This is a genomic window from Rhizobium sp. BK316 (genome assembly GCF_014193695.1).
Taxonomy (GTDB): domain Bacteria; phylum Pseudomonadota; class Alphaproteobacteria; order Rhizobiales; family Rhizobiaceae; genus Rhizobium.
The window spans coordinates 1787921-1813085 of record NZ_JACHZR010000001.1 but is presented as its reverse complement, the minus strand read 5'-3'; the positions used below and the strand labels follow the sequence as shown (position 1 = coordinate 1813085).

Sequence of the window (25165 nt, the reverse complement as noted above, 5' to 3'; positions counted from 1 at the left end):
TTCCACTTCTCTATTCAGACAATCCTAGGCATCGACGGAATACCGCATATAGCTTCAAAGCGTTTTGATCCACGCTGAAATTACTCTTCGCGAGTTCAAAGGCCGCCAAACCCATTTTTCTCGACCGGTCACGATCATTCGCGAGAGTGGAAATCGCAGCCGCAAGCCTCTTGGGATCATGTGGCGGAACAGCCAATCCCGTTTTCCCGTCGACCAGAGTGTCCTTGGTCGGATTCGTCACGGCAACAATGCTCGGAATGGCGGAGAATGCTGCCTCAAATACCGGACGACCCGGAGCGTTGTAGTGCGATGGAAAACACAACACATCAATGGACCGATAGGCTTGAGCGATATCCGACATGAACCCAACCAGATGAAAGTCCTTGGCCAAATCGTAGCTATGCAGCCGCTGCTCCACTTCTGCCCGGATATTTTGGTTGATTCCAAGAACGCTAAGGATCCTTGCACGCAGCGTTTTTGAGGAACGAGCGTCATCGCCGATAACGACGTATTCGACGTCAATGCCGCTATCTCTGATGATCCGCGCCGCCTCGACCAAATCGAGGATACCCTTCACCTTCAAAAGGTTGCCAACAAAGCCAACTTTCAGCGAGCCCGATCGCGTTTTGGCTATAGCAGCTCGAAAGGCGGGATCGGGATCAGCAACTGGCTTCGGCGTGAAGGCGTTGTGAATAACCTCCACGTCCAAGTCTGCGGGCAGGCTTTGACGAACCGTTTCGTCAATTGCAATGATAGCACTGGCGTTTCGCCGCAAAAACGAATTCACCCACCTGGTGCGCCAGGAACGATCATCGCTACGTGCTACAGAACGGACGTGGACCACGACTGGTACCTGATAGAGTCGTTTTGCAATCCACATCGGGAAAATGCCGGTAAACTCGTTGATGTGGATCAGATCGATGTCAGGCCATTGGCGATGAGCGTTCCTGATTGCCGCGATGGTTGCGGGAATGTTGAGAATTTCTCTCAAGAGGACAATCCATCGCGCGCCCCGATAATAGCCATACTGGGTATTGTCGAACTGGCTCAAACCACGGACAGCGATAACCTTTCCCAGCTTGCTGAAAAACGGCATGACGGTGCCACGGGGGGTGACGAAGTGCGGCTCGACAGTCGACGGAAATGCCCGAACAGCCTCCGTGAGGCTGCGTGAGGCACCGCCGAAGGTGCCGATCATATGTATGAAGAGGACTTTCACGTCTGCCGTCCTATCGCTCCGCTGGAATCATGCGAGACTTCCGTAGCTGCTCTGTCATATAATCAACGAGCATGGTAGCGCCCTCCCGGCTAAGATGGTCCGTGTCCGTGTACAGCAATCGGTTGGCGGTATGGGTGATGCAGCGCCCGCTTTCCTTGCTACAGAAAACATCGTCCGGATAGACTGCGAGAAAGTTCGAGCGGCCGTCAAAACTCTGCAGAACGTCGTACACTCTTCGAGTGCGATCAAGATAGGCTTGCCGCGCCGTGGTAAGCGGCAATGCTCCTGTCGCTGTCAGTTTGAGTACTGTATGGGGCACGTTCCAGCCGACCTCCGGTACTGGCGCGATGTAGATCACGGTCAGTCCATTATCGAGCAAGGTCTGTATCGTGCTCGAAAGCGCGCCTTGGACTCCAAAGATACGGTCGAGTTCGTTTGCTGGCGTTACCCCCTTTACCTCCACCGGGATCGGCTGACCCGGTTCTACGCCACCCTCACGGTTGTCAAACCGAGTCCCTTCCATATAGGCGTTGATCCGATCGTTTATCACGACGGTGGTGATGCGGTCGTGCCTTAGCTTATTCAAAACGGCGCTTGCAAAATTCGCACAGTGCTCCGGCGTATAGACAGGATCGACGCCCAATACATACGGGCAGCCAGGATAGGTGAGCATTTCGGCGGACACACCAAGCGTTTCAAAAAGCCGCGACAATGCGTCCGAAAGGGTCTCGGCATGACTGTCACCGAGCACCGCCCACGTAGGAGGAACGCTCCGTAAGCCAATCATGCAAGCCTTTTCAATCGATGCCGATTTGCAGTCTTGCCCCTTGAGGCTCAATGTCCCGCGTTCAGCTGACACTGAAATCATTTCTTGCTGATCTGCTGTGTAGCGTTGTGGCAACCCGTCGGTGATCAGATTTACCGACAAGACGATCGCAAGGACCACAGTGGTCGCGGCGCACGTCACCAGCACAGTCATATTGCTGAACGAACTCGGTTTTCTGAACGGCCTTTCAACAAGCAACCAGGTCAAAATCGCCATGGCCACTGCGGTCGCGATTAACAGAACTCGCTGGAAATACGAAATTTCGCCGATGGCGTAATGACGAGCAAAAGCGAATATCGGCTGATGCCAAAGGTAGAGGGAATAGGAAACGAGCCCGATGCCAACGAAAGGCTGGGATGAGAGCAGGCGGCTCATCAAATCGCCGCTCCCTGCGAAAGCTATAATGCTGCAGGCGCCGAAAATTGAAAGCACGGTAAAGGCGTAACCGGTAAGGCCCAATGGTTGACCGAAAACGAAAGCCGCCAGGAGTGCCATGCCTCCAAGCAGCGGAAAAAGCCAGCTCCCCGACAACCCAGTTAGAACGAGTGGCGCCCGATGCCGAAGAACAGCAGCGACTATAGAGCCGGCTAACAGCTCCCATGCGCGAAATTGGACAAGATAAAACACATCCGCAGGTTGCGAATGTTGAAATCCAAGCGCGAGAAAAAGCAAAAATGCACTAAGACAGATCAGATATTTTGCAGGCTTCCCAAGACTAAATCCATAAATGAGACCAAGCAACAGCGGGTAGGCGACATAGAACTGCTCCTCGACAGAAAGCGACCAGAGATGGAGGAGGCTTGAAAGACCAGCCGCCTCAGAGAAATAATCCTGCGTCAGCCATAAATATATATTTGCGACAAAAGACAGAGCGGCCAAGCCATTTCGCGAAAACTCCTTCAGCGAATCCGGTGGAAGAAGCCAAATAGCACCCAGTGTCGAAATGCCGATAACGACGTAAAGAGCGGGCAAGATACGTCGAATGCGGCGCATATAAAAACGCGAGAAATCCACTCGACCGCCAGCCAACTCATCGAGAAGAATGCTGGTAATCAGATAGCCGGAGATGACAAAAAATACGTCGACCCCGAGATATCCTCCCGGGAGAATTTGCTTGCCCCGCCAGAAGAATTCTGCATGAAAAATAACGACTGCGACAACGGATATCGCCCGCAGGCCGTCGATTTCGGGTCTATAGCGCATCGGAACGGATCAGCCGATATATTGACGCGTCGCGTTCACCACCTTCTTGGCAAACTCGAAGAAGCCGTGACTGTTCGGATAATCTTCAAACGTCTTGCACGGAGCCTGCATCATCGCCTCAAAGCTCTCCTCCGCCATGCCGAGCTTTTTGATCGTGTACTCCCGATCTTCTTCCAGCATGTGTGCCGGGTAGACGGGCTGCAGCATCGCCTCGATGGCTTCGTCGCGAGTCATTTGTCCAGACAGTATTAAATTCGAGTAATGAGCCTTCCGCTTATCAATATTGAATTTCCGCGGGAGAATATACGCTTGGTAGAAGCGTGTATATATGGATTCATAGTGTTTTCCACCATAATACACCCAACCAAGATCATCCCCCAAAACTCTCATCGCCTTCTTTTTGTCGTATTCAACGAAATTCAGGACGGAAACCATCCGTATTTTTCTTAAGAAAACGTAGTAAAATAAATCCAACAGCGAGAAGTGAGGATAGTTTTTGAGTTTCGCACTACCAAACTTGCGGTGGACGCTCTTAACATAGCGCCAATCAAAGTAGCCGTAGCCCCATTTCTCGGGAAGAATCGCCTCTGAGATTACATTCGTGCCAGTAATAACGTGGCGCAACCCATATTTCGCGGCAAATCTGTAAAGGAGCGCAAATATCGCGTGGTCGGTCGGCACCTCTCCGTCAGGCGTTGAGGCTTTGAGAAAGGACAGCTGTAGATCCTTAAAATCGTCCCAGTTGAGCACGTGTGTGTGCAGATCGATATTCAGGGTTTTCAGGGTCTTTTCGATATTGGCGACAGCAAGCTCGGAATTCCAGCCGTTGTCGAGGTGAACGGCCAACGGACGCAATCCAAGGCCCTTCACGAGCCAGGCGACATAGGTGCTATCGACGCCGCCGCTCACACCAATGACGCAATCGTAGTCCCTGCCGGCACCGGCCTGCTTGATCTCGCTCACCAAGGCATTCAACCGGCTTTCGCGTTCCTCCGCTGCGACGAGGCGGGTCTTGGAAACGGTGTCATACCGATAGCAATGGTTGCAGACCCCATCAGCGTCAAACTTGATGTCGGGGTCGGTCGTGTCCATGATGCAACGCGTGCAAACGATCATCGGCACGGATCTCCTGAAAGCAGCTTAGCCGAGCGCGCGCTCCAGCGCATCGCGAGGCGGATAGGTGATGAGAACCGCACGATGCGGCCCCTGAAAAACAAACATGGCACCAGCGGCCACAGCGGAAGCTCCGCCTTGAGATTTTGCCATTCGAAAGTCTTCTATCGTAGCGGCGCCACCCGAGGCAATAACCGGAATTCTAACCGCACTGGAAACAGACTGGATAAGTTCCAGATCGTAACCTTTCATTGTGCCTTCATTGTCAACGGCGGTGAGGTAGATCTCGCCGGCCCCCAGTCCTTCAACCATTCTGGCCCATCGAACCGGATCTTTTTCCGAAACCTTTGCACCGCTTGAGGAATAGACTTGGTAACCTCCCCACAGTGACTTCTTCACGTCGATGGAGACAATGACGGCTTGGCTTCCAAACTCCGTTGCGGCCTTCTTGATGAGCTCCGGGTCAGCGATCGCCGCATGATTGACGACAATCTTCTCGATACCTGCCTTCAGGATCGCGCGAATATCATCGATCGATCGAATGCCGCCGCCATAGGAAAGCGGCATGAAACACTCATTTGTAATGTTCCTGATCGTTTCAAACGCAGGCCCCCGGCCCTCCTTCGACGCGGTGATATCCAGAAGCACCAATTCATCAACTTCCTTGGTGTTGAAGATCTTGATCGCGTTTATCGGATCGCCGATGTAAACGGGGTTCTTGAATTTTGTCGTCTTGACGAGCCCGGAACCTTTTAGGAGCAGACTGGGAATTACCCTTGTCGCGAGCATCTCAACCTCAGCAATTTTCTGCAAAATTCTTGAGCAACCACATTCCGTAGCGATGGCTCTTTTCAGGATGGAACTGCGCGCCACGAATGTGGCCTCTTTCGATGCCCGATGTAAAGCGCAGGCCAGCGTATTCGGTTTCCAACAGGGCGTCTGCGGGGTCATTGCAAACGACGTGGTAGGAGTTGGCAAAATAGAACCGCGGCCGCCCGGGAGTTGCCTCCGTCAGTGGCGAGACTTTTCTTACATCGACCTCATTCCAGCCCATATGAGGTACGCGCATCTCGGGGTTGCTTGCATTGTCGAACCGAATCGCACGAGCATCGATCCAGCACAGGCCAGTCTCCACGCCCTCTTCACTCCCGGCGCCCAACATCTGCATGCCGAGACAGACCCCCAGAATAGGAACCCGCTTCTCGAGAACCACGTGATTTAAACTCTCGATCATTCCGGTAGCCTTCAGCGTCCGCATGCCCGCATCGAAGGAGCCGACCCCTGGCAAGATAATCTTCTCCGCAGCAAGCACATCTTCCGGAGTAGTTGCGAAACGCGAACCGACACCCAGCTTCTTGAGCATGTTTTGCATGGAACCAAGATTACTAGTGCCGTAGTCGATGATGGTGATTTCGATCATTTCGTCGCTTCGTAACCTTCTGCCTGTGGATGCAGCAACCGTGTCATATTCCCCAAGAAACCTTGCGCAAAGAAGTGATCCTTTGTCTTGACGGGAACTATTGGCCAACCTCTTCTGGAGACAATTGCCGCAAACCTTTCGGGATTGTCTACCAGAAACGCACCGTCATGCTGCAGTATCGCGGCAACCGATTGATAGGTTTCAAAAGGAATAATCCCAGTCGGCGTACCAATTCCAAGTGCATCGTAATGCGAAGCTGAGGATATGCTCAAATGCAGATCAGAAAGAGCGATCAACTCATGGGTTGAACGAGTTGACTTTCCCGAAATGATCTCCACACGTGGTTCGTGTCCGAGATATTGAGCATACAGTTCCTCTTCGACGTCATAGGCGGGATGAAGCTTAATATGGATCTTGATCGGCACACTTGCGTTTTGCAGGAATACAATGACAAAGTGACATAATTGCTGCGCTGCAACACCTTGGGTGGTGATTGTAACTTTGATCTCTTCAGACGGTTGGAACATCGAATCGCGCAGTAGCCTTGCACGCTCGATGGAAAGCGCGCCGACAGCCTCGATCCGGCCTTCCGCTTCCAATGCCGTCCCCTGAAGCACCTCGCGGGTAAAATTGCCATAGGCCGCTAGGATCGAAGGCTTGATAACATCCGTCTTAGACGACAATTCCTTGGGAAGAACATTGGGATGAACCGCGGTGAATACACCGTGTTGCAGCTCAACAAATGCCACGTCCCGGTTTCGGCATGCATCCATCAATGCAAATTGCCCGCTGTCAGGCACCAGAACAACAGCTGGCGCAAATTTTCTGAGGACTAAGCCGTAAAGATAGGATCGCCAACGAAACACATTGTAGTGCCTTGCCAAGCGTCCAGCCGTATAATCACTGTAGCCGAACTCCTGGCCAAGTGCTTCGGCAAGCAGATTGAAGACCGGATCCGTTGACTTAAACGGGAAATAACGCCCGAGAATTGCGCTTAAGACGATGATAGACGTATCGTCAAAGACTGGACGACGTATTGCAATAGAGGTTCTGTCTTCAAAGCCGGCGGCATCGTATGAAGACATCTTAGCCCCTCCATGGATCTCGTCACACAAGGCGTCAAAGTAGATGTCCACCGCTTGGTCTGCTTGGATTCCGCGATGAGCTGAATCATAGGTCTTGCATAGGTAGTGGTACCGTCTGCCCGGTAAAAGATACTGCAGGATACCGAAAAGTACGCCAATGACCAGTCGCTTGCGCGACAAGGGAGCGCGAATTAGCCCGCCCCGTTGCTTCCGCAACGATACTTCAAAGCGGATCAGCTGCCACAGGCATACACCATCAACGACTTTCGAGAAAAGATCCCATCGCTCTTCAAATGAGCGCACGATTGCGCTGACCTCGGCTTCCGTAAGATTAGTGTCCTTGGTCACGCGACCCGCCTCCCCCGGAACAGGGTCCGCGCTGCTTCGAACCATGGTAGTGGATGCAACTTTTGCGAAAAAATCCAGACTGACAAGAACATCAAGAGCTGAGCAACGGCATAGGCCTGGGCGACACCCTGCAGGCCTTCGACATGCAGGAGCAAATAAGCCAGGGCGAGATTCAATATGCCGCAAGATATTGTAATGCCCGCAAGATATGCCGTCTTTTCGCGATAGAAGACCACATTGGCGACAACCAGATACATACCTCCAAAAGCCTGACCCAGTGCAATGAGCATTACAAAAGAAGACGCGTTCATAAACGCCTGGCCAACAAGGAACGGAAGGATCCAGGGAGCGAGAAACCCCACCATCATCGCTAAGATGAGAAGAGCAGCAAAGTAGATCATACAGAATTTCGCAATGAGTACATTCTTCTGATGTCTATTGTCCTTAATCGCCTCGATCAGCCACGGAGACACGGCACGGCTGCAAGCGTCCGAAAGCAAATTCACACCCAATCCAATTTGGATAGCGACCATATAGATGCCAGTGCTCGCGAGATCGAGAAAATTGGTGATCAACAACCGATCGACCATGGCGATAAGCATGCCGCCGACAACATGGGGGACGAGGGGAACACCGAACTTCAAGGCGTTCCGCACGTAGTCGACGCGAATATTGAGATCGATCCAGCGACCGTAAAATAGCATCCCCAGCGATATTGCGCCGAGAATGGCGATCGCCAAGGACATACCGATGAGCCGTCCCTCCCACGCAAGCCCAAAAGAAACGACAAGCACCAGAGATAACAAGGCATCAATTACAGCCTGACCAATTCGAAGCAGGCTGAACATGCCGGCTTGCTTTGCAGACTGGAAGATCGAAAGCATTGTCAGCAGGAGGAACTGCATCCCAGAGGTTAACACCGCGATCAGCAGCCATTTTCCCGGCAGATTGGTCAAAGCGATTAAGGGAACCTGGAGAAGGGTGACTGAAACGAAAACGATACTCGTCGTCGCAACCAATATTGCCAGGCACGAACCCACATATTTGGGGAAATCAATCTCGGCACGATCAAAGTAACGCATCCCGACAGCGCCGTGAACGCTCAGTCCGGTCAGCGCTCCAAGTGCAGTTAAGAACACGGAATACATAGCGACGAGGCCGTAGTCCTCTGGCGAGAGCACACGCGTTAGGATCGGCAAAAGAAGCAGTGGAAGCCCCGAGGCCAATGCATTCGTGGCGGTGAATACGAATACCGAACGAATGACCTGCAGGTTGAACATCAAATCAACCGAAGAAGGATTTGATCGCAGTCGACACAGTCACAACGTCGGCGTCGGACATGTGTTCACCAATCGGCAGGCTGAGAAGCGTCTTGTCAGCCTGATTGACGAAAAGATCCTCCTGGCCTTGGCCGAGATAATCGTAGGCCTTCAGCTTCGGCAAGGCGACCGGGTAGTGGACGCCTGTTTCAATGCCCTTCTCTGCCAGCCACGCGCTCAACTGGTCTCGTCTATCGGTTCGGATAACGAAGAGATGGTAGACTTGCTTGGCCCAATTTGCGCGACGCGGCAAGACTATCTCACGTACGTCGGAAAGCTCAGCGATATAGCGATCGGCAATTGCAATACGTCTTTCCGTCCACGCCGGCAGGTTCGGCAGCTTTGCACACAGAATTGCCGCTTGGAGACCGTCGAGGCGGGAATTTCTCCCTTCGAAGTCGTGGTCATATTTCGCAACGCGCCCGTGATTGGCAATCATGCGGGCACGCTTTGCCAAATCGGCATCTCCTGTCACGATTGCGCCTGCGTCGCCGTAGGCGCCCAAATTCTTCCCGGGATAAAAGCTGAACGTGGCGATGTCGCCGATCGTGCCAACGGTCTTGCCGTGGCACGTCGCGCCGTGCGCCTGCGCACAATCCTCAAGGATTTTCAGACTATGCTCGTCCGCAACCTTCTTAAGGGCAACCATATCGCACGGGTGACCATAGAGGTGGACGGCCATGATGGCGCTGGTACGCGGCGTGAGCTTTGCCCGCACCGTCTCTGCGGTCAGCGTATAGTTGCCGGGATCGACATCGGCAAAAACTACTTTCAAACCGCTTCGCGTGACAGCTTCCGAACTGGCGATAAAGGTATTGCCGGGAATGATGACCTCCGAGCCACCAGGAAGTGCCAGGGCTTCGAGCGCGATCTCGATCGCATCCGTCCCATTTGCCACACCGATGCAGAATTCAGTCCCGACATAATCGGCAAAGGCCTGCTCGAATTCCTTGACGTTCGGACCGCCGATGAAAGCGCTGCTCGCCAGGACCTTGGCGATTGCATTATCGATATCGGACTTGATCGAAAGATATTGTGCGTGCAGGTCGAGGAATTTTATCATGGTAGATTCCGCAGTTTACGACATGGGTTTCCAGCGTAGATTCCCGGCTGAGAGATATCGCGTGTCACGACGCTTCCCGCGCCGACGACGACGTCATCACATATGGCAACTGGCAAAATTGTGGCATTGCTCCCGATCGACACCCGATCGCCGATCCGGGTGCTTTTCCACTTCGATTTGTCACCACGGGCCGGTCCGCCGGAAGCAAAAAGGTCATTTATAAACATCACACCATGACCGATGAAACAATCGCTGCCGATATCGACGAACTCGCAGATGAAACTGTGTGATTGAATGCGTGTTCCAGAGCCGACGGAGACGCTTTTCTGAATTTCGACGAAAGGGCCGATGAAAACGTCGCTGCCGATTTCGCATCCGTACAAATTGACGGGTTCGACTACGGTGACATTGCCACCGAACTGGACGTCAGAAGCAATACCAACCGTTCTGCGTGTCAGTTCAGCCATTCTTGCCGCGCCCGAGTTTGGAATGACGCGGCACCACCGGGAGGAATACCTCCTTGCCGGTCTCGATGGATTCGTAGATCGCGTGGATCAGTTGAATGCTCTTGCGACCAATGCGCCCATCCACATCCTGCTGCCGGCCACTCACCAGGCAATCAACAACATGCTCGTAATACATCTGGTGGCCGAAGCCATAGACGTTCGGCGGGTTGACCGAGTATTTGTCCATGATTTCATCGACATTGTCTCGGCCATCTGTGAAATTCCAGACCTTCATCTTGTTGACGGCAAAGCCACCGATCTCAACGGTTCCTGTTGCGCCCAGAACCGAAATCGAGCCTTCAAGATCCTTGGGTCGAGTTGCGGTGGTTGCTTCAATGAGACCCAGTGCCCCGTTCTTGAACTTCAGAAGCACAACAGCCGTATCTTCCGTCTCTATATCGACAAGCGCGGTCGTACTTTTCGCAAAGACACTTTCGACATCGCCCATCATCCATTCAAGCAGATCAATATGGTGGCTGGCCTGATTGGTCAGAACACCACCATCCATAGCCCAAGTCCCTCTCCACGGATCCTGATCATAGTAGCTCTGATCGCGACACCACCTGACCCGGATCGTACCCATGACCATCTTACCGAAGCGGCCGGCTTCAAGCGCTTCGCGAAGCTTGACCACAGGGACGTTAAAGCGGTTCTGCTTGACGACAAACAATCGCGACCCCGTTGCATCGCAGGCGGCAATCATCGCATCCGCGTCCTCAAGAGTTAAGGCCATCGGCTTTTCGACAATGATAGGCTTGCCGTATTTTGCAAGTGCAATGACGTCGGTGGCGTGATTGCCGCTTTCAGTCAGGACTGAAACTGCATCGACGTCAATCTCACGCATCATTTCATGCATATCGGTGAAATAGGGGACATTGAACCGCTCTCCGATGGCACGGGCCTTTTCCGGAACGATGTCACAGACTGCGGCGAGACGTGCCCCCTCAATCTGGTTGAGGCCCAGGAGTTCTGAATGGCGAACAGCAATCCGACCACATCCGACGAGAGCGAAATTGAGCATGCGCCTATCCAATTCTAGAGACTTCCTCTTGAGAGTTACTGCCTTAGCCACCGTCTGAGCGTTTCGCAACCTGATAGAGCATGCCAGGCGCGATCTTTCGTAGAGTTGTTGTGGTTAAAGAGATCCCATAAACCTTCCGAGGAGATTCAGGCCCGCCAAACCGCTGCGCTCAGGATGAAATTGCACGCCGACAATATTGTCCTTCGTAATTGCCGCGGTCACGTCGTTGCCTCCGTGATCAACGACGGCGAGAAGGTTCGAAGCATCGCTCGGCTTCGAATGATAAGAATGAACGAAATAGAACTCCTGGTGATCCTCGTCGCCAGAGAGCGGCGTAGATTGCCATTGTTCCGGGAGAACGCCCGTCGCCGGTTTCACCTTGCTCCAGCTAATATGCGGCACACGCAAAGGATCGCCAGCCTTATCCACCGACGGAATGCGTTCTACCGTTCCCGGAATAAAACCCAGACCCGCATGGGCTCCGAACTCCAGCGATGAATCCATCAGGACTTGCATGCCGATGCAGATCCCAAGAAAAGGACGGCCTGTCGCGACGTAACTGCCGAGGGCCTCGTCGAGACCAAAGCCCCGCAATGCATCCATGGCACGGCCAAAGGCGCCCACACCAGGCAGGATTACTCGTTCAGCCTGCAGAATTGTGGGGATGTCGCGCGTCAACTGCGGCTCAGCGCCAATCTGCTTGAGAGCGTTGCAAACGGAGAAAACATTACCGATGCCGTAATCAACGACAACTACTGATTGGTTCATACGCCGACCACTACCTTCTTTGGTGTTCTAACCGGTATTCCAACCTGCTTTAGCTCTTGCCGCAATTTCCCAAAATCAGTTGAGTCGGAATGAAGGGCCTTCGCGAAGGCGACAGCCGTCGCGCCCGACCGGACAGCCTCGGTTGCATGGGTGCCGACTGCTGCGCCTCCGGAAGCAATTACGGGAATGTCGACCTCTCGCGTGACGGCTCTGATGAGTTCGGTATCCATACCCTTCATCGTACCGTCGCGATCAATCGACGTGATGAGGATCTCGCCTGCGCCAAGTTCCGCACCCTTCACAGCCCACCGGACGACGTCCAGCCCGGTATGGTTGCGCCCATTCTCCGTCATCGCTTCCCAACCACCTTGCGGCAGCCGCTTTGCTTCGATGGAAAGAACCATCGCCTGGGAGCCATAGGTATCGGAAATTTCCTGTAATATTGCGGGCCGCTTGGTCGCAGCCGTATTTACCGCCACCTTGTCGGCACCGACGTCAAGCAGTTGCTTGGCCGACTTGAGATCGCCTATTCCGCCTCCGACAGTGATCGGCACAAACGCCTCCTGTGCCACCTCACGAACGATGTCCGTCAGATTGTTGCGCTCATAAAGGCTTGCAACAACATCCATGTACAAGAGCTCGTCAGCGCCCTGATGATAATAGAGCTTCGCTCGTTCACCAGGGTTGCCCATCTTACGCCAGCCCTCCATTTGCACACCCTTAATCAGGTGCTGCAGCTTGACATCAAGACGTGCGATAAGGCGAATGTTCATATTCCCGACACTCAGTTCTGGGTAAATACGCTGCGGCGCAGCTTCCATCCATCATTGTCATAGGCCCAAAGATGAGGCGACCGGAAGCGGTTCGACAGCGCATGAAAATAGGCACGATCCATGATCGGCGCTTCAAACTGCTTTGAGGCATCGGGGAATTCCTTCTCCGGCAAGCTGAGGTATTCCATCAGCTCATCGGCAAAACGCTCGGGGAACTCGCCGTCGTAGCGTCGGACGAGAGCCACGCCCTCTTCGCGTTCCAGGTCACCGGATCGAATTTCCTGCGCAGCGTCGTAGGTCGTGCGACCAATACCGAATTTGATGAACGTCGTATAATAGTGAAGATCATCGATACGATCGTCGATCGAATTGTATTTCGAGTAGGTGCCGGGCGTCCGCTCGGGCGACGCTTCAAAACCACCATGCTCGACAGCGAAATAGTAAGCCGACTGCGGATGCCACCTAAGATAGTAACCGAGATAATGAACCTCGATACCCTTCTCCCGCAGTTCGTCCGGATTGGAAGGACGGTAGACATCGAGATCCGGCGCTCGAACACCATAGTCGTTGATCAGCGACTGAATGGACGTGCCGCCGAGAAAGATCTCACTGTCATCCGAAGTCGAAAAATAGGAATAGTCGCGTTTTGCAGATGTCATATCCGCGATCGGATTCCCGTACTCCGCTTCATTCTCACCGTAAAAGATCAGAGGTATGTTCATACGCGCCGCCATTTTCGGCGCATATGACTTCTGGCCGAAAATAAACGGCTGGAATGGATGGAACAGGTTCTCCACCGCAAGGCGTGTGATCAAGCGCTTTATCCGGCCGTTGGGCGTCAGAAGGTAGTTGTCAAAACCCGAGTGGATCCAGCGCTGGAAATTGCGCCAGCCCCATTCGGTATAGACGTGGGGCGCCCACGTTACCGTGAGTGGGTTCATGCCGAATTCGTATTTCAGCATCCACGATTGGTAGAAGCTGTCCTTGCCGCCCGAACCGGGCACCAGGCAGTCATAGTGGCCATTCCGCGAGCGATATCTGTCACACAGCACCTGCAATTCCCGGCGCCGCGCTTCCCAATCGATATTGCCGTCCTTCTGCTCCGCCACCCGACATGCGTCGCAAACACCGTCGGAATCAAAATTGATCGTCTGTTTCTTGCTGTCCTTGGTATGCTTGTGCTCAATCGTGGAGTTAGGGCGTTGGTTGGAGATCACGCATCGAGAGCAGAACGCGACATGCTGGGGCAATCCGTAAAGGGTGTCCGGATTGCTTTTGTCCAATCGGTATTTCGAAAGGTCCAGCTCGTCGGTGCGCGGATCTGAGTGGATAAAACGCATTGCCGTCATCCTATTATTTCGAATTGCTGGTTGGTTAACGGTTATGAATTGCTCGCGCAAGAAGGTAAGTTCGGTTAAAATTCGAAGTGCTCTTCTTCCACAGCATCGTAAATGGCGACCGCCTTGACGAGTGTTTTGCCGACGAGAGACTTCAAGCGAGCCGGTGGCAAACCGGTTTCGGGACGAAGCGAGACAAAATCGGCCGCCGAGACAACATGACCCTTTGGAAACTCCGCCGCAAATTTCAGCCCCTTGCGCACAAGCGCGCGCGTAGCCAGTTCGACGGGCTTCGGAGCTTTGACGCCATCGCCCAAAACGGTCTCAATCAGACGGATTTCAGACACCATTCGCTTGAGCTCCCCAGGCTCGATCGATGCCGCATGGTCGGGGCCTTGCATTCTGCGATCTAGTGTAATGTGCTTCTCTAGGACGCGCGCGCCTGCCGCCACAGCAAGAGGCGGCACAAGAATCCCAGCGGTATGATCGGAGTAACCTATCTTTTCATCGAGCGTCTTCTGCATTGTATGCATGGCCGCCAGGTTTACGTCCGACAACGCGGTCGGATACGCTGTCGTACAATGCAAAACGCATAGATCGCCGTCGTGCCCTAGCGCTTGCCACACATCCCTTACAGCCCGAATGCAGTCTCGCACCTCGTCAAGAGTCGCCATTCCAGTCGATATGATGATCGGAAGGCAAGTCCGGGCAGCAACCTCTACAAGCGGAGTGTTGGTGATTTCGCCGGATGGAATTTTTATCCGCCTAATTCCCAGCTCGACGAGGAATTGAAGCGACGCAATATCAAAGCCGGTCGACATGAACTCGATACCCCTCAGGGCACAGTACTCGACAAGCTGGCGATGCTGATCGTGAGACAGTTCAAGAGATTTAAGTAGTCTGAACTGATCATCTTCGGCACCGTTCCGGCGCTGGTATTCGACGGTTTTGGTACCTGCGACGATCAAATCCTCAGCTTTAAACGTTTGAATCTTGGCAGCATCTGCGCCCGCCTCCACCGCCACATCGATAAGTTTGCGGGCGAGATCCAGGTTACCGTTATGATTGACGCCAATCTCAGCGATAATGAAACAACGATTCTTCACCGTCACTGCTTTTACTCCAAGACTTTTTTCGAATCCGACATAAGCTTTGCCGGGTTACCCACGTAAACACCCGGAGCAGCAATACCGCGCGTAACCACCGCTCCGTGTCCGACAGTTACATTGCCTACGATAGCCGTCGCGTGCCGGACAGAACTATTTGCTCCGAGAAAGCAACCGCTGCCCAAGGATGAACCTCCAGCTAGCACGGCGCCCGGTGCAAGATGCGAGAAATCGCCCACCACACAGTCATGTTCGACGATTGCTCCGTTGTTAACGATGACGCCATCACCAATCGTTGCCTGAACACCAACAATACCTGCGAGCACCACGACCCCTCGACCCAACCGCGCTGAAGCACTGATTGTGGAGGCCGGATGGATGATCGAAGCGGGCGCAAATCCCTTTGCCAGATAGGCATTGAACAATTTCTGGCGCAGGACAGCGTTTCCTACCGCCGGAACAAATACCCACGTTTCATTATCGCGCACAACTTCCTTCTCGTCTTCGACGCAGCGCGCAATCTGTAGCGACCAGTTTTTATGTTCCTTGGGATCGACGGCCACCACACGAGCAAAATGATTGTTCATTAAGGCTGCTTCAAGGACAACTCGACCATGTCCGCCTCCCCCCACAACGAGCAGCGAAGGCTTTTTCTTCTTCCAGAATATTGGCAATGGAAGCTTCATAGACGTTGACGGATCCGATGAACAATCAAAAACTACTCCTTCGGGGCCTGGTCGGGGAGGTCATAGAAGGGCTTTTGTAGCAGCCGGGCAAAATCGATTTTGCGAAGAGCTGACAATACTAAACCGGTAGCGTCACCCGGCCTGCCATAAGGAGGGGCGCTGTCTTTAATGGCATCGCGAAAAGCGGGCGACATTGCTTCGGTCATGGCCCTTACGATTGCCCCGGTTTCCTCGAGCGTGTCGATGACGGACATCGCTTTCAGCCGGCCCAGCTGCCGTGGGCCTACGTTAACAGTTGGGACGTCCACTGCAGGAGCCTCAATGAGGCCACTTGATGAATTACCGAGGACTACGCTCGCATGTTTCATCGCCGCGAGGTAGCGTAACTGGCCTAGTGATGCAACCAACCTGACCCGATCCGGGTGTTGGGAATGAAATGTCTCAAGCCTCGCATTAATTTTCCGGCCACCTGGATCGGAGTTGGCTTTCGTAATGATCACGGCCAAATCCGGAAAAGACTGCAGTGCCTCAAGGACATGCTCCAGGGCAGCAACAGGCGACGCAGAATCCATCGTCGCCGGATGGTAGGTCATCAACACATAATCGCGTTCCGGCTCGATTTCGAGTTCTCGCATCAGTTCCAATCTATCGGGTATGGAAAGCCGCCTGAAATTATCGAGGCCGATCGCACCAATGTTGAATACTCGTTCCGGCGCCTCACCCATCCGAATCACTCGATCAGCGTACTGTCCGGCAGCCGTGAAATGAACATGCGCCATTTTTGTAATCGCATGCCGGAAGGTATCGTCCATGGCACCTAGAGTTACTTCGCCGCCATGAATATGGCCAATAGGGATATGAAGAAACGTTGCAGCAGTCGCAGCCGCAAGCGCCTCAAATCGGTCCCCCAGTATGACCAGAAAATCGGGTTCGAGCTGTTCGAATGCGCCGCGAAAGCCGTCAATGGCGCGACCGAAGGCGCGTGCCATGCCGGCGTCGCTATCATCATCGTCAAGACAAGGTATTTCAGCGTCGATTTTGAAACCGTCGGCCCTAATGAAGCGAACGGTCTCTCCGAATGCCGGCGACAGATGCATGGCGGACACGGCAATCTGCAACTCGAAATCCGGATCGTCGTGCAGATCACGCATGAGCCAATACAAGAGGCCGTAATCAGCCCTTGTACCGGTCGTCACACATATCCGGGGTTTAGTCACCGTATCACCTCGTCACCGAGATCGTAGATCGTGGCAACGAGTTCAGTCGTCGCCAATGCGTCGTCGATCGTTGCTGCTCCCGTATTTTCCCCGCGCCAGGCACCCAGCACCTTTTCAGCTTGCACTCGAAAGCCTGGCTTAAATTGCAGGTCTGCTTCTGTAGCCTGAACCTCATTTAGGCTGCGCTCGCCTGCATTTTGAAATATCGCCTTTTCGAGAGGCCGCATCTCCCATCGCCTATGCGGCGCGGAAACCGTGCAGGCCCAAGGTCCTGGACCGTTCCATACAGCCTGATAGATACCGCGATCTCCCGAGGCGAAACTGACGTGCGCAAGCACAACCCCCGGCTCGCCGGCCTTCCACGGTTGCAATATCTTTACGTCAGTCACGCCACCGCGGCCGAAAGTCATTAAGTAATCAACGAGATGGATTGAGTTAGCATACATCCAATTGTCGACCACCGCCAAATTGTGGCCGATGGCCCGCGCGGTTTCGAGACTTTGCTGGTCCTGAACATAGATAAAGCGAGGGCCAGGATTTGCAGAAAGATCTGCAAGCGCGGTCCGTGTGGAAGCAAGTGTGCGCCGATTGAGACCAACCCACGCACGCCGGCCCGAAGATTTTACCTGCCCGTGAAGCGCACGCGCTTCTTCAAGGTTCAAGCCGATCGGCTTCTCCATGAAGACGTCAACGGGATGCGCCAATATTCGAGTTGCAACTTCAAAAATGGCCGGCTCATATACTGCCATCACCACCAAATCGGGCCGGGTGCTGGCAAGCATTTCATCAAGGTCATCACTCACAATCGGAATGTTCCAATTGTTGGCGATCGCCTGAGCCTTGGCCTTTGTCCTGTTGCTGATACCGACGAGCTCGACATTTGGCAGGGACACAAAAGCCTTTGCATGCTCGGCGATCATGCTTCCTGCACCGACGAGGGCGATACGGCATATTTTAGTGTTCACATGAATACCTTTGTAATTGTCCGGATCTTTCCCGGCGATCTGGAATAGGCGCCTCGCCCGATTGGATCGCGTCATCCTTGTCAATTTCCGTCAGACAAATCAACACGGGACAATGCTATTCCGTTTCTGCTATGAGAGCGGCACAAGTCAACCTGAGGTTCATTGAAATGAAAATGTGTGTCGTGGCGGCTCGTTCAGGGTCTAAGGGGTTGCCAGACAAAAACATCAAACCTTTTGCCGGTCGGCCGCTTCTTGCGCACACAGTTGAACAGGCTGTCCAATCAGGAATTTTTGATATTGTCGCGATCTCCAGCGACAGCGATCGTTATCTTGATATCGGTCGGGAGGCCGGCGCAAATCTGCTCGTCAAGAGGCCGGACGAGCTTGCCACCGACTTTGTCGCGAAGCCCCCCGTTCTCAGTCATGCTCTTCGCACAGCAGAAATGGAAGCCGGGCGGGAGATCGAGATGTTCTTCGATCTTCAGCCGACCTCTCCATTAAGGACTCCTGCGGATATTCCTGGGGCCGCCCAGAAGCTAGAAGCGAATGCCGACCTTCTCAACGTTGTGTCCGTGGCGCGCGCAAAGGCTTCGCCTTATTACACACTTGTTGAGGAAACTGTAGATGGCCGCATCGAGCTCTCAAAGCCCGGGATGCAATATGGACGTCGACAAGATCTGCCCAATTGTTATGAGCTCAACGGATCCATCTATGCTTGGCGTCGGCAACCCATCGTTGATGAAAGGCCCGCTATCACTGAACGGACAGGGTTCTGGCTTATGGCTGATGAATGCAGCTTCGATATCGATACGCCACTTGATTTCGCAGTCGCTGCCTTCGTTGCCGCCCATCATTTCGGATGGCCCGAAACACGCTAAGTCTTTCGCCTAGATCTCGATTTCGGTATCTATCCAGTGAAGTAAAGATCGCAGACAAACACGAAAGCGGACTGAGAAAAAACCATGATTACAGCCCTCATTGGCCTTGGACGAATGGGAATGCGGCATGCCAGCGTCTTGGAACAATGCCAACTTCCGATCGTGGCGATAAGCGATATAAATCGTGAAGCTTGCGATGCCGCCGGAAATAAGTATGGGATCCCGGAAGAGCGCCGCTTCATATCGGCAATTGAACTCATCGATCAGATCCGACCGGAATTTCTGATCATTGCAACAACGGCTCCCGGGCATTGTGAGCTTGTCGTCAGGGCGTCGCGAAATGGCGCCAAAATGATCCTGTGCGAGAAGCCTATGGCGACCAACTTGCGTGATTGTGAAATGATGATCTCCGCCTGTAATTCCGCAGGTGTGAAACTGGCAATCAATCATCAGATGCGCTTCATGGAACAATACACGCTCCCGAAGTCCATGATCGAGTCTGAGGCTTTTGGCGGCCTTGGGAGCGTTATCGTAAGTGCCGGAAACTTTGGCATGGCGATGAACGGCACGCATTATTTTGAAATGTTTCGTTATCTGTGCGGCGAAGATCCGGTTAAAGTATCTGCTTGGTTTTCGAAGGACGAACTCGCCAATCCTCGTGGCCCCCAGTTTAGGGATGCCTCCGGAAGCATCCGCCTGGAAACACCGTCTGGGAAGCGCTTCTATATGGACTGCTCCCACGATCAGGGGCACGGCATGAACGTGACTTATAATTGCCGCCATGGACGCATCTCAGTTGATGAATTGGCCGGTACTCTCTCTTTCGTCGTTCGTAAAGAGGAATACAGAAATGAACCAACAACACGCTATGGCATGCCTTACGAATCCGAATCTATAACAATTACTCCGGCCGATGCTGTCGCGCCTACTCGCTCCGTTCTCGAAGCTCTTCTTGCGGGCGCTGACTACCCGACAGGGGAGCACGGCCTGCTTGCCATGAAATTACTTATCGCTGCCCACCTTTCCAACGAACGTGGGGGCGCGACGATCGATTTGCGCGGCGAGCCCATTGCGGGAGATTACACCCTACCGATTGCATGAGGGTCGGGGGTTACCGCCGCCATATAGTGCCTCAGCTTCTCGGTTCGGAGTGCCCTTGGGGAGAAGTAGAAAACGCACCGCGACCAATCTGCGTAAGAGACGCAATTCCCGCATTGGCGATGAGATAGGGACGACAGGCCAGTGGAAAATACCGGTATCAGAAAACTGAACGCCCTCGCGGACATCTTAATGCACCCTAAGGCCCAATCGGTCTGGGCATGGTACAAGAACGGCGGCGACATCCTTCTGTTCCTGGCTTATTCGCTGCTACTCACAATTTACATGGGGCAGGAAAGGATCGTCTCGCGAGGAGAACCGCTTTATTGGCTGCTTACACTGCCAGCAGTTGCAGCACCATTACCTAGACTCAGACAAACAGTAGAAAACCTCATATTTGGTTGTGCGAGGCCTATCGCCGTCATGGGTGTAACGGCGTCTATCTGGTTCGGCTCAAGAGGGGATTTAGGTGTCGTTCCCCCAATTGTCTTGCTCGCGTGGGTTAGCGCATGGGCGAGCCGCTCGGAGGTGCGCATCAACGTCAGATGGTTATTCGTGATCATCCTGGTATTTTACGGGCTCGGCAGTTTGAGCTTTGTCCTGCAGCCGCCTTTCGAAAAGTACAGTTGGTTGATGCACGAATACCACGGGGATCCACTGGGCGCTGACGGCTCTGGCGATATTGCGCTACCGCCACAAGACCGAGAGGGAATTGATATCAATGCCTGGGGCATTTTGCCTGGCCAAACTGCGCCCGCTTACGGGCCATGGCGCATTTCGATGGTCCCCAACATTGCGACTTCCGGCATCATCTCACTTTTCGCTTTTCTGATTGTGTTGAAGCATCTGCGTTTTCGATGGCTCAACATCACAACCGTTGTTGCCGCAGCTTATTTCACTATCTTGTCTTTCGTGCGTTCAGCGCTGATCGGTCTCGTGCTTTTCAGCGCCACCACCGTTGTTTTGACGCTACTTCCTGATAATGCGAGGCTTCGTGTTACGGTGGCGTTCACTATGACGTTGGGACTTATCCTCATCGTCGGTCTATCCCCGTTCGTCCTTTATCATCTACAAGATATTCCCCTCATATCCCGGTTACTCCTGCGCAATCAGAGCGGGCTTTCGCTGGAAGCGATCTACCGACAAGCTTACCGGCCCTGGCTGTGGCTTCAACACCTGCAGATCTTTTGGCAAAGCGACTACCTGATGGGATACGGAAGTAGCTTGGCTCAGAGCGCAACAGAAAAACTTCTAAACGCAAATCAAATAAGATCTGACTCTGTATCCCTACCGACGCGTCTGCTCGCTACATATGGTCTACCGGCCCTGGGATTTTTCTATTTCCTCGGCGAGCGCTGTTACACTCACGCAAAAAAAAACGACGTCTGGGGGGTGTCGATGCTGTCGCTACTTATCTGGCTTATGATGACATGGGGTAGCATATTTCATCCGACAAATGCGATATTCGTGCTCGCACTCCTGATCATAGGCCGCGGAGGAAACGCCTTCCATGAGGACCACAAGCAGCAATAAATCCGAAAAAATTTGCAGCTTCGTCAGTTGTTGGCGAACTGTCGTCTGACCTTGTCGACGACGAAGTCCTGATCGGCGACCGACAGACCGGTTGAGCATGGCAGCGTCATGATCCGTTGCCAGAGGTTGTCGCATACCGTCATTTCCGTCCTCGGCGCCCCTACATAGGGCGCCTGCAGATGGGCTGGTTTCCAGAAGGGGCGGGCGTCTATGCCGGCCTCCCGCAAACGAACGCGGATATCGGCCAACTGTCCTAGGTCTCTGCTGTTCACGACGATCCCGGAAAACCAATGCCCGCTTCGCGCATATTCCGGATCCGGAAAAGGCGCGATTCCAGGAAGGTCAGAGAAGGCCTCCCTATATTTCCGTGCTATATTCCGCTTGACTTCGACAAATCTGCCCAGATTTTCCATCTGAGCACAACCAACCGCCGCCTGGAGGTTTGTCATTCGGTAATTATAGCCGACCATGTCGTGATCGTAATCGGCTCCGACTCTGGCGGTGGTCGTCAGATGACGAAAGAGGCGTGCTTTTTCCGGATCATCCGTAACGATAATTCCGCCGCCGCCGGCGGTGACAGTCTTGTTCCCATTGAATGAGAACATCGTGAAGTCTGCGCCCAGACTTCCCGATGGACGGTCTTTGTAGATGGTACCCAGTGCGGCGGCCGCGTCAACAACAACCGGCAAATAGTGGGCCTTCGCCAACTCGTTAATCTCATCCATCTGGGCGGGAATACCGAGCGTGAAAACCGGCAATATTGCCGAAACTCTGCGCCCCGTTTCCGTGTGAAGTAACACGCCGTCCGCGCGACGATGCGTCTCATTCTCCAGTTTGTTAGCCAACAACGTTACGTCTATCGACCAGTTTTCGGGAGAGACATCGAAAAGCCACGGAAGCGCTCCGCAATGGGCAATTGCGGCAATCGAAGCGATGAACGTGAATGATGGCGCAATGACCAAATCGTCGCGCCCAACGCCAACCGATAGCAAGGCCGCATGAAGCGCGGTGGTCCCTGCGGATGTCGCAACGGCGTATTTGGCACCGGACGCAGCGGCCACCATTTCTTCGAAACGGGTGACGAATGGTCCCACCGTCGAGACAAATGTCGACGTTATGCATTCCTGCAAATATTCGGCCTCATGGCCGGCCAGGTTCGGTACTGCGAGCGGTATCATTGAGCCTAAATCCGTGAATCCAGAGTTTTTTCACTTGGCTTGTGGGTCTGCAGAAAGGACGGTTCGACCGCAGCCACAAGCTCCTTCAACCGATCCTTGTCGATCTGCTGTGGCCAAGTCGGCATACTGGCTGCGGCGAAAAGGGCTTCTAGGCTGTTGATCAATCTTCCAATCGATCCGCTAGCAGCACTTTTGTACTTGACGAGGGAAAGTCCCGCAAACCCGCCGTCCACGACGCTTTCACCGTTTGCGACGAATTCCTCGTAGGCCTTCTCACCTGCGGTATCGAGTGGCGTCAGCAGAAGTGGCCAAGAACCGGAGCCGCGAAGCAAGCTCGTCGCCCGCACCGCTTTGATTTCATCGCTGAAAATCACTGGCTTCAGCTTCAAATGCTCGAGGAATGCCTTTGCGACGTCTTCGAGCAAAACGAGATGTTCATCGGGACTAAGCTTGGGAACGACGATGTGTTGACCCGGCGCGCACACTGCTGCCAAAGTGCAGAGATGACCGGCCTCCTCCATGGAGACAAAATAGCGCCGTGTATCGACTGGCGTAGCCAGCGGCTGTTCCTGTTCGATGCGCCGCTGGAAGCTTTGAAGAAGCGAACCGTTTGAGAACGCGACATTTGCAAAGCGGGCAGAGACAATTTCCGCGCCGAGATCCTTCACAGCCTCGCCGCTGAACATCACATGCTCCATGAGGCGTTTGCTCGCGCCCATAAAGGAGCTTGGATTGGCTGCCTTGTCAGTAGAAACGGAGAAATATCTGCCTTTGAACTGCACTTCGCTCAACCACCGTAATAGGCGAGCCTGTTTGAGCAAGTTCGTGTCAAACATCTGCAGCATTGAGAAGGAATCCTTCTCCGACCTCACGTGCTTAATTGCCGCAAAATTCAAAACGAAGTCGTAGGGAGATTGGTCATGAATAAGAAGTCTCATCGCTGGAGAGCCAAAATCCAGCGGCAAGGTCCGAAAATCCGGAACGGCAAAGCCTCCTGGGCTGGAGCGGAGTGTCCGAACCAACTCCGCCAACTCGTTCTCATTCTGATCGATCACGTGAAGAGCACATGGCTCGAACCCCGAAATGACGGATATCGTAGCGGAACCGATTGATCCGGCAGCTCCGATAGCAAGTACTCGTTTGCCTTTGAGCTTATCTCGCAATTGCCCTTCAAAACGCCTCATATCCTCAGAGAAGATAGAATTCTCTCTTCCGGTCGCGATAAACGCGAGTTCGCTGTTCTTGCCGCTTTTATGAGCTTCAATGGGCATCTAAATTTCCTGCTTTAAGATCACGGCCATTTCGGTGCTTGTTTGCTGGGATCACCATCCCCGAAACTGTCATTCGCCCTAATCAAATCCTCATGGCGCCCAACATCGAGCCAGGGCTCTCGGACTGGAAAAACAGCAGCCGGCAACTGACGCTCGATCAGATATTCAAAGAGGTTTGTCATATCGAAAAACTGTCTGTCCGGGACATACTCCAGAACCTGGGGCTCAAGCAGGTAGATCCCAGCATTGACCAGAAAGTTGCATTTGGGTTTTTCCGTCAACTTGGTCAGATGGCGACCGGAAACTTCAACGACACCAAATGGCACTTCATAGCTGTGATTGTTGACCGCCATGGTCGCCACCGCAGACGATGTTCTATGAAAGTCAAGCATAGCCTGAAAATCAACCGTCGTGAGTATGTCACCGTTCATCACGAAAAAGGACTTTGTCGGAGCCCCCGGCAGAAGAGACAATGCTCCCGCAGTTCCCATCCGCTCCTTTTCCCGCACGAAAGTGAACCGCGCTCCAAACTTGGAACCGTCACCGAGATGATCCTCAAGCATATGCCCAAGATAATTCACACACAGCGTAATATCTGTGAGGCCTTGTGCCACCAGATTATCAACAATAATATCGATGAGTGGCCTGCCGCCGACCGATATCAACGGTTTGGGAACATTTTCGGTTAGCGGCCGAAGTCGAGTCCCCAGCCCTCCCGCCATTATTATCACCTGGTTCTCTTGGTACGAGAGCTGTTCAAACGCTGGGAGATACGCCAAATCCCGCAGTATGCCAGCCTCGTCGACGATAGGAAGGTGAAGAATTTGCTCGTGGCGGAGGCGTCCAAGCAAAATGCTCTTTTCAGTACCTAGCATTGCCGAACGAGGATTTTGTCTCATAAATTCTTGAACTGGCGTATCCAATCCATGACCTGAAAGCAGCGCCCGTCGGATATCTCCGTCGGTAATGATTCCAGTCAGTTTTCCCTCATCGGTGACAACGACAGCGATCTTCAGACCATTGCTGTCGATGACTTCGATTGCGAGGCGCATCACCGCGTCCTTCGCTATCACGACCCTGGAAATGTCAATGTAAGTCATTCCGATCCACTACTCCGACGAAATCGCAGACGGCAAAATCGCCCCACGGTTTTGTTGGCGGTACTCTCTAGCTCAGTAATCTGGCGATTCATAGTCTTCAAAAGCGTCGTAGGACCCAGGGCAACGCGTCAG

The 25165-nt window shown here is 53.4% G+C and carries 23 protein-coding genes; 3 read left to right on the top strand and 20 right to left on the bottom strand.

Features of this window, described 5'->3' with window-relative positions:
• Positions 1-10: 10 nt before the first annotated feature.
• From FHT87_RS08165 to FHT87_RS08085, 17 genes are all read right to left on the bottom strand, one after another.
• Positions 11-1219 carry a glycosyltransferase family 4 protein gene (locus FHT87_RS08165; RefSeq protein ID WP_183727056.1) on the bottom strand — a complete coding sequence of 403 codons (1209 nt, stop codon included), beginning with the start codon at positions 1217-1219 and terminating at the stop codon, positions 11-13.
• 10 nt (positions 1220-1229) lie between these two features.
• Positions 1230-3248, bottom strand: coding sequence for an acyltransferase family protein (locus tag FHT87_RS08160; RefSeq protein WP_183727054.1), 2019 nt, complete (start codon positions 3246-3248; stop codon positions 1230-1232).
• A 9-nt stretch (positions 3249-3257) separates the two neighbouring features.
• Entirely contained in the window at positions 3258-4364 is a 1107-nt protein-coding gene (locus tag FHT87_RS08155; RefSeq protein WP_183727332.1) for an N-acetyl sugar amidotransferase, read from the bottom strand.
• A 24-nt stretch (positions 4365-4388) separates the two neighbouring features.
• The gene (locus FHT87_RS08150; protein ID WP_348647577.1) at positions 4389-5234 is read right to left on the bottom strand and encodes an AglZ/HisF2 family acetamidino modification protein; all 846 of its coding nucleotides are present in this window, start codon (positions 5232-5234) and stop codon (positions 4389-4391) included.
• Positions 5158-5781 carry an imidazole glycerol phosphate synthase subunit HisH gene (gene hisH, locus FHT87_RS08145; protein WP_183727052.1) on the bottom strand — a complete coding sequence of 208 codons (624 nt, stop codon included), beginning with the start codon at positions 5779-5781 and terminating at the stop codon, positions 5158-5160. Before hisH (FHT87_RS08145) ends, FHT87_RS08150 begins: the two co-directional genes overlap by 77 nt.
• Positions 5778-7214, bottom strand: coding sequence for a hypothetical protein (locus FHT87_RS08140; protein WP_183727050.1), 1437 nt, complete (start codon positions 7212-7214; stop codon positions 5778-5780). Before FHT87_RS08140 ends, hisH (FHT87_RS08145) begins: the two co-directional genes overlap by 4 nt.
• Positions 7211-8494 (bottom strand): oligosaccharide flippase family protein, encoded by a 1284-nt coding sequence (locus FHT87_RS08135; protein WP_183727048.1) that lies wholly within the window; start codon positions 8492-8494, stop codon positions 7211-7213. Before FHT87_RS08135 ends, FHT87_RS08140 begins: the two co-directional genes overlap by 4 nt.
• A gap of 4 nt (positions 8495-8498) precedes the next feature.
• Positions 8499-9596 (bottom strand): DegT/DnrJ/EryC1/StrS family aminotransferase, encoded by a 1098-nt coding sequence (locus FHT87_RS08130; RefSeq protein ID WP_183727046.1) that lies wholly within the window; start codon positions 9594-9596, stop codon positions 8499-8501.
• Complete coding sequence (locus FHT87_RS08125; RefSeq protein WP_183727043.1) at positions 9593-10063, bottom strand: acyltransferase; 471 nt, start codon at positions 10061-10063, stop codon at positions 9593-9595. Before FHT87_RS08125 ends, FHT87_RS08130 begins: the two co-directional genes overlap by 4 nt.
• Entirely contained in the window at positions 10056-11123 is a 1068-nt protein-coding gene (locus FHT87_RS08120) for a Gfo/Idh/MocA family oxidoreductase (protein ID WP_183727041.1), read from the bottom strand. Before FHT87_RS08120 ends, FHT87_RS08125 begins: the two co-directional genes overlap by 8 nt.
• 114 nt (positions 11124-11237) lie before the next feature.
• Positions 11238-11891 (bottom strand): imidazole glycerol phosphate synthase subunit HisH, encoded by a 654-nt coding sequence (gene hisH, locus FHT87_RS08115; RefSeq protein ID WP_183727039.1) that lies wholly within the window; start codon positions 11889-11891, stop codon positions 11238-11240.
• On the bottom strand, positions 11888-12712 hold the full coding sequence (locus tag FHT87_RS08110) for an imidazole glycerol phosphate synthase cyclase subunit (protein ID WP_246698056.1): 825 nt from the start codon (positions 12710-12712) through the stop codon (positions 11888-11890). The genes hisH (FHT87_RS08115) and FHT87_RS08110 overlap by 4 nt, the downstream gene beginning before the upstream one ends.
• A complete protein-coding gene (locus FHT87_RS08105; protein ID WP_183727037.1) occupies positions 12676-14004 on the bottom strand; it encodes an N-acetyl sugar amidotransferase in 1329 nt (442 codons plus the stop codon). Before FHT87_RS08105 ends, FHT87_RS08110 begins: the two co-directional genes overlap by 37 nt.
• A gap of 74 nt (positions 14005-14078) precedes the next feature.
• Complete coding sequence (locus FHT87_RS08100) at positions 14079-15113, bottom strand: N-acetylneuraminate synthase family protein (RefSeq protein WP_183727035.1); 1035 nt, start codon at positions 15111-15113, stop codon at positions 14079-14081.
• A gap of 5 nt (positions 15114-15118) precedes the next feature.
• Positions 15119-15793, bottom strand: coding sequence for a NeuD/PglB/VioB family sugar acetyltransferase (locus tag FHT87_RS08095; RefSeq protein WP_183727033.1), 675 nt, complete (start codon positions 15791-15793; stop codon positions 15119-15121).
• 32 nt (positions 15794-15825) lie between these two features.
• Entirely contained in the window at positions 15826-16989 is a 1164-nt protein-coding gene (gene neuC, locus FHT87_RS08090; protein WP_210277792.1) for a UDP-N-acetylglucosamine 2-epimerase, read from the bottom strand.
• A 17-nt stretch (positions 16990-17006) separates the two neighbouring features.
• A complete protein-coding gene (locus FHT87_RS08085; protein ID WP_183800854.1) occupies positions 17007-18050 on the bottom strand; it encodes a Gfo/Idh/MocA family oxidoreductase in 1044 nt (347 codons plus the stop codon).
• A gap of 2 nt (positions 18051-18052) precedes the next feature.
• Here FHT87_RS08085 and FHT87_RS08080 point away from each other — a divergent pair, with 2 nt between their 5' ends.
• The 3 genes from FHT87_RS08080 to FHT87_RS08070 all read left to right on the top strand — a co-directional run bounded on the left by FHT87_RS08080 (position 18053) and on the right by FHT87_RS08070 (position 21484).
• On the top strand, positions 18053-18853 hold the full coding sequence (locus FHT87_RS08080) for an acylneuraminate cytidylyltransferase family protein (RefSeq protein WP_183727022.1): 801 nt from the start codon (positions 18053-18055) through the stop codon (positions 18851-18853).
• Positions 18854-18937: 84 nt separating this feature from the next.
• A complete protein-coding gene (locus FHT87_RS08075; protein WP_183727020.1) occupies positions 18938-19954 on the top strand; it encodes a Gfo/Idh/MocA family oxidoreductase in 1017 nt (338 codons plus the stop codon).
• A gap of 141 nt (positions 19955-20095) precedes the next feature.
• Complete coding sequence (locus FHT87_RS08070; protein ID WP_183727018.1) at positions 20096-21484, top strand: hypothetical protein; 1389 nt, start codon at positions 20096-20098, stop codon at positions 21482-21484.
• Between the two features lie 23 nt (positions 21485-21507).
• Here FHT87_RS08070 and FHT87_RS08065 read toward each other — a convergent pair whose 3' ends face one another.
• From FHT87_RS08065 to FHT87_RS08055, 3 genes are read right to left on the bottom strand one after another with little or no spacing between them, the layout of a single operon-like run.
• Positions 21508-22662 carry an aminotransferase class I/II-fold pyridoxal phosphate-dependent enzyme gene (locus FHT87_RS08065; protein WP_183727016.1) on the bottom strand — a complete coding sequence of 385 codons (1155 nt, stop codon included), beginning with the start codon at positions 22660-22662 and terminating at the stop codon, positions 21508-21510.
• Positions 22663-22667: 5 nt separating this feature from the next.
• Positions 22668-23933, bottom strand: coding sequence for a polysaccharide biosynthesis protein (locus FHT87_RS08060; protein ID WP_183727014.1), 1266 nt, complete (start codon positions 23931-23933; stop codon positions 22668-22670).
• A gap of 20 nt (positions 23934-23953) precedes the next feature.
• Positions 23954-25033, bottom strand: a complete 1080-nt coding sequence (locus FHT87_RS08055; protein WP_183727012.1) for a nucleotidyltransferase family protein — start codon at positions 25031-25033, stop codon at positions 23954-23956.
• Between the last annotated feature and the right edge of the window lie 132 nt (positions 25034-25165).

What these genes read in the sequence shown, in the direction of transcription:
- FHT87_RS08065 (WP_183727016.1), bottom strand. Translation starts at nt 22,662, where the DNA reads ATGATACCGCTCGCAGTACCGAACCTGGCCGGCCATGAGGCCGAATAT.
- FHT87_RS08130 (WP_183727046.1), bottom strand. Translation starts at nt 9,596, where the DNA reads ATGATAAAATTCCTCGACCTGCACGCACAATATCTTTCGATCAAGTCC.
- FHT87_RS08160 (WP_183727054.1), bottom strand. Translation starts at nt 3,248, where the DNA reads ATGCGCTATAGACCCGAAATCGACGGCCTGCGGGCGATATCCGTTGTC.
- FHT87_RS08075 (WP_183727020.1), top strand. Translation starts at nt 18,938, where the DNA reads ATGATTACAGCCCTCATTGGCCTTGGACGAATGGGAATGCGGCATGCC.
- FHT87_RS08060 (WP_183727014.1), bottom strand. Translation starts at nt 23,933, where the DNA reads ATGCCCATTGAAGCTCATAAAAGCGGCAAGAACAGCGAACTCGCGTTT.
- FHT87_RS08155 (WP_183727332.1), bottom strand. Translation starts at nt 4,364, where the DNA reads ATGATCGTTTGCACGCGTTGCATCATGGACACGACCGACCCCGACATC.
- FHT87_RS08135 (WP_183727048.1), bottom strand. Translation starts at nt 8,494, where the DNA reads ATGTTCAACCTGCAGGTCATTCGTTCGGTATTCGTATTCACCGCCACG.
- hisH (WP_183727039.1), bottom strand. Translation starts at nt 11,891, where the DNA reads ATGAACCAATCAGTAGTTGTCGTTGATTACGGCATCGGTAATGTTTTC.
- FHT87_RS08085 (WP_183800854.1), bottom strand. Translation starts at nt 18,050, where the DNA reads ATGACGCGATCCAATCGGGCGAGGCGCCTATTCCAGATCGCCGGGAAA.
- FHT87_RS08055 (WP_183727012.1), bottom strand. Translation starts at nt 25,033, where the DNA reads ATGACTTACATTGACATTTCCAGGGTCGTGATAGCGAAGGACGCGGTG.
- hisH (WP_183727052.1), bottom strand. Translation starts at nt 5,781, where the DNA reads ATGATCGAAATCACCATCATCGACTACGGCACTAGTAATCTTGGTTCC.
- FHT87_RS08105 (WP_183727037.1), bottom strand. Translation starts at nt 14,004, where the DNA reads ATGCGTTTTATCCACTCAGATCCGCGCACCGACGAGCTGGACCTTTCG.
- FHT87_RS08110 (WP_246698056.1), bottom strand. Translation starts at nt 12,712, where the DNA reads ATGGAAGCTGCGCCGCAGCGTATTTACCCAGAACTGAGTGTCGGGAAT.
- FHT87_RS08120 (WP_183727041.1), bottom strand. Translation starts at nt 11,123, where the DNA reads ATGCTCAATTTCGCTCTCGTCGGATGTGGTCGGATTGCTGTTCGCCAT.
- FHT87_RS08095 (WP_183727033.1), bottom strand. Translation starts at nt 15,793, where the DNA reads ATGAAGCTTCCATTGCCAATATTCTGGAAGAAGAAAAAGCCTTCGCTG.
- FHT87_RS08125 (WP_183727043.1), bottom strand. Translation starts at nt 10,063, where the DNA reads ATGGCTGAACTGACACGCAGAACGGTTGGTATTGCTTCTGACGTCCAG.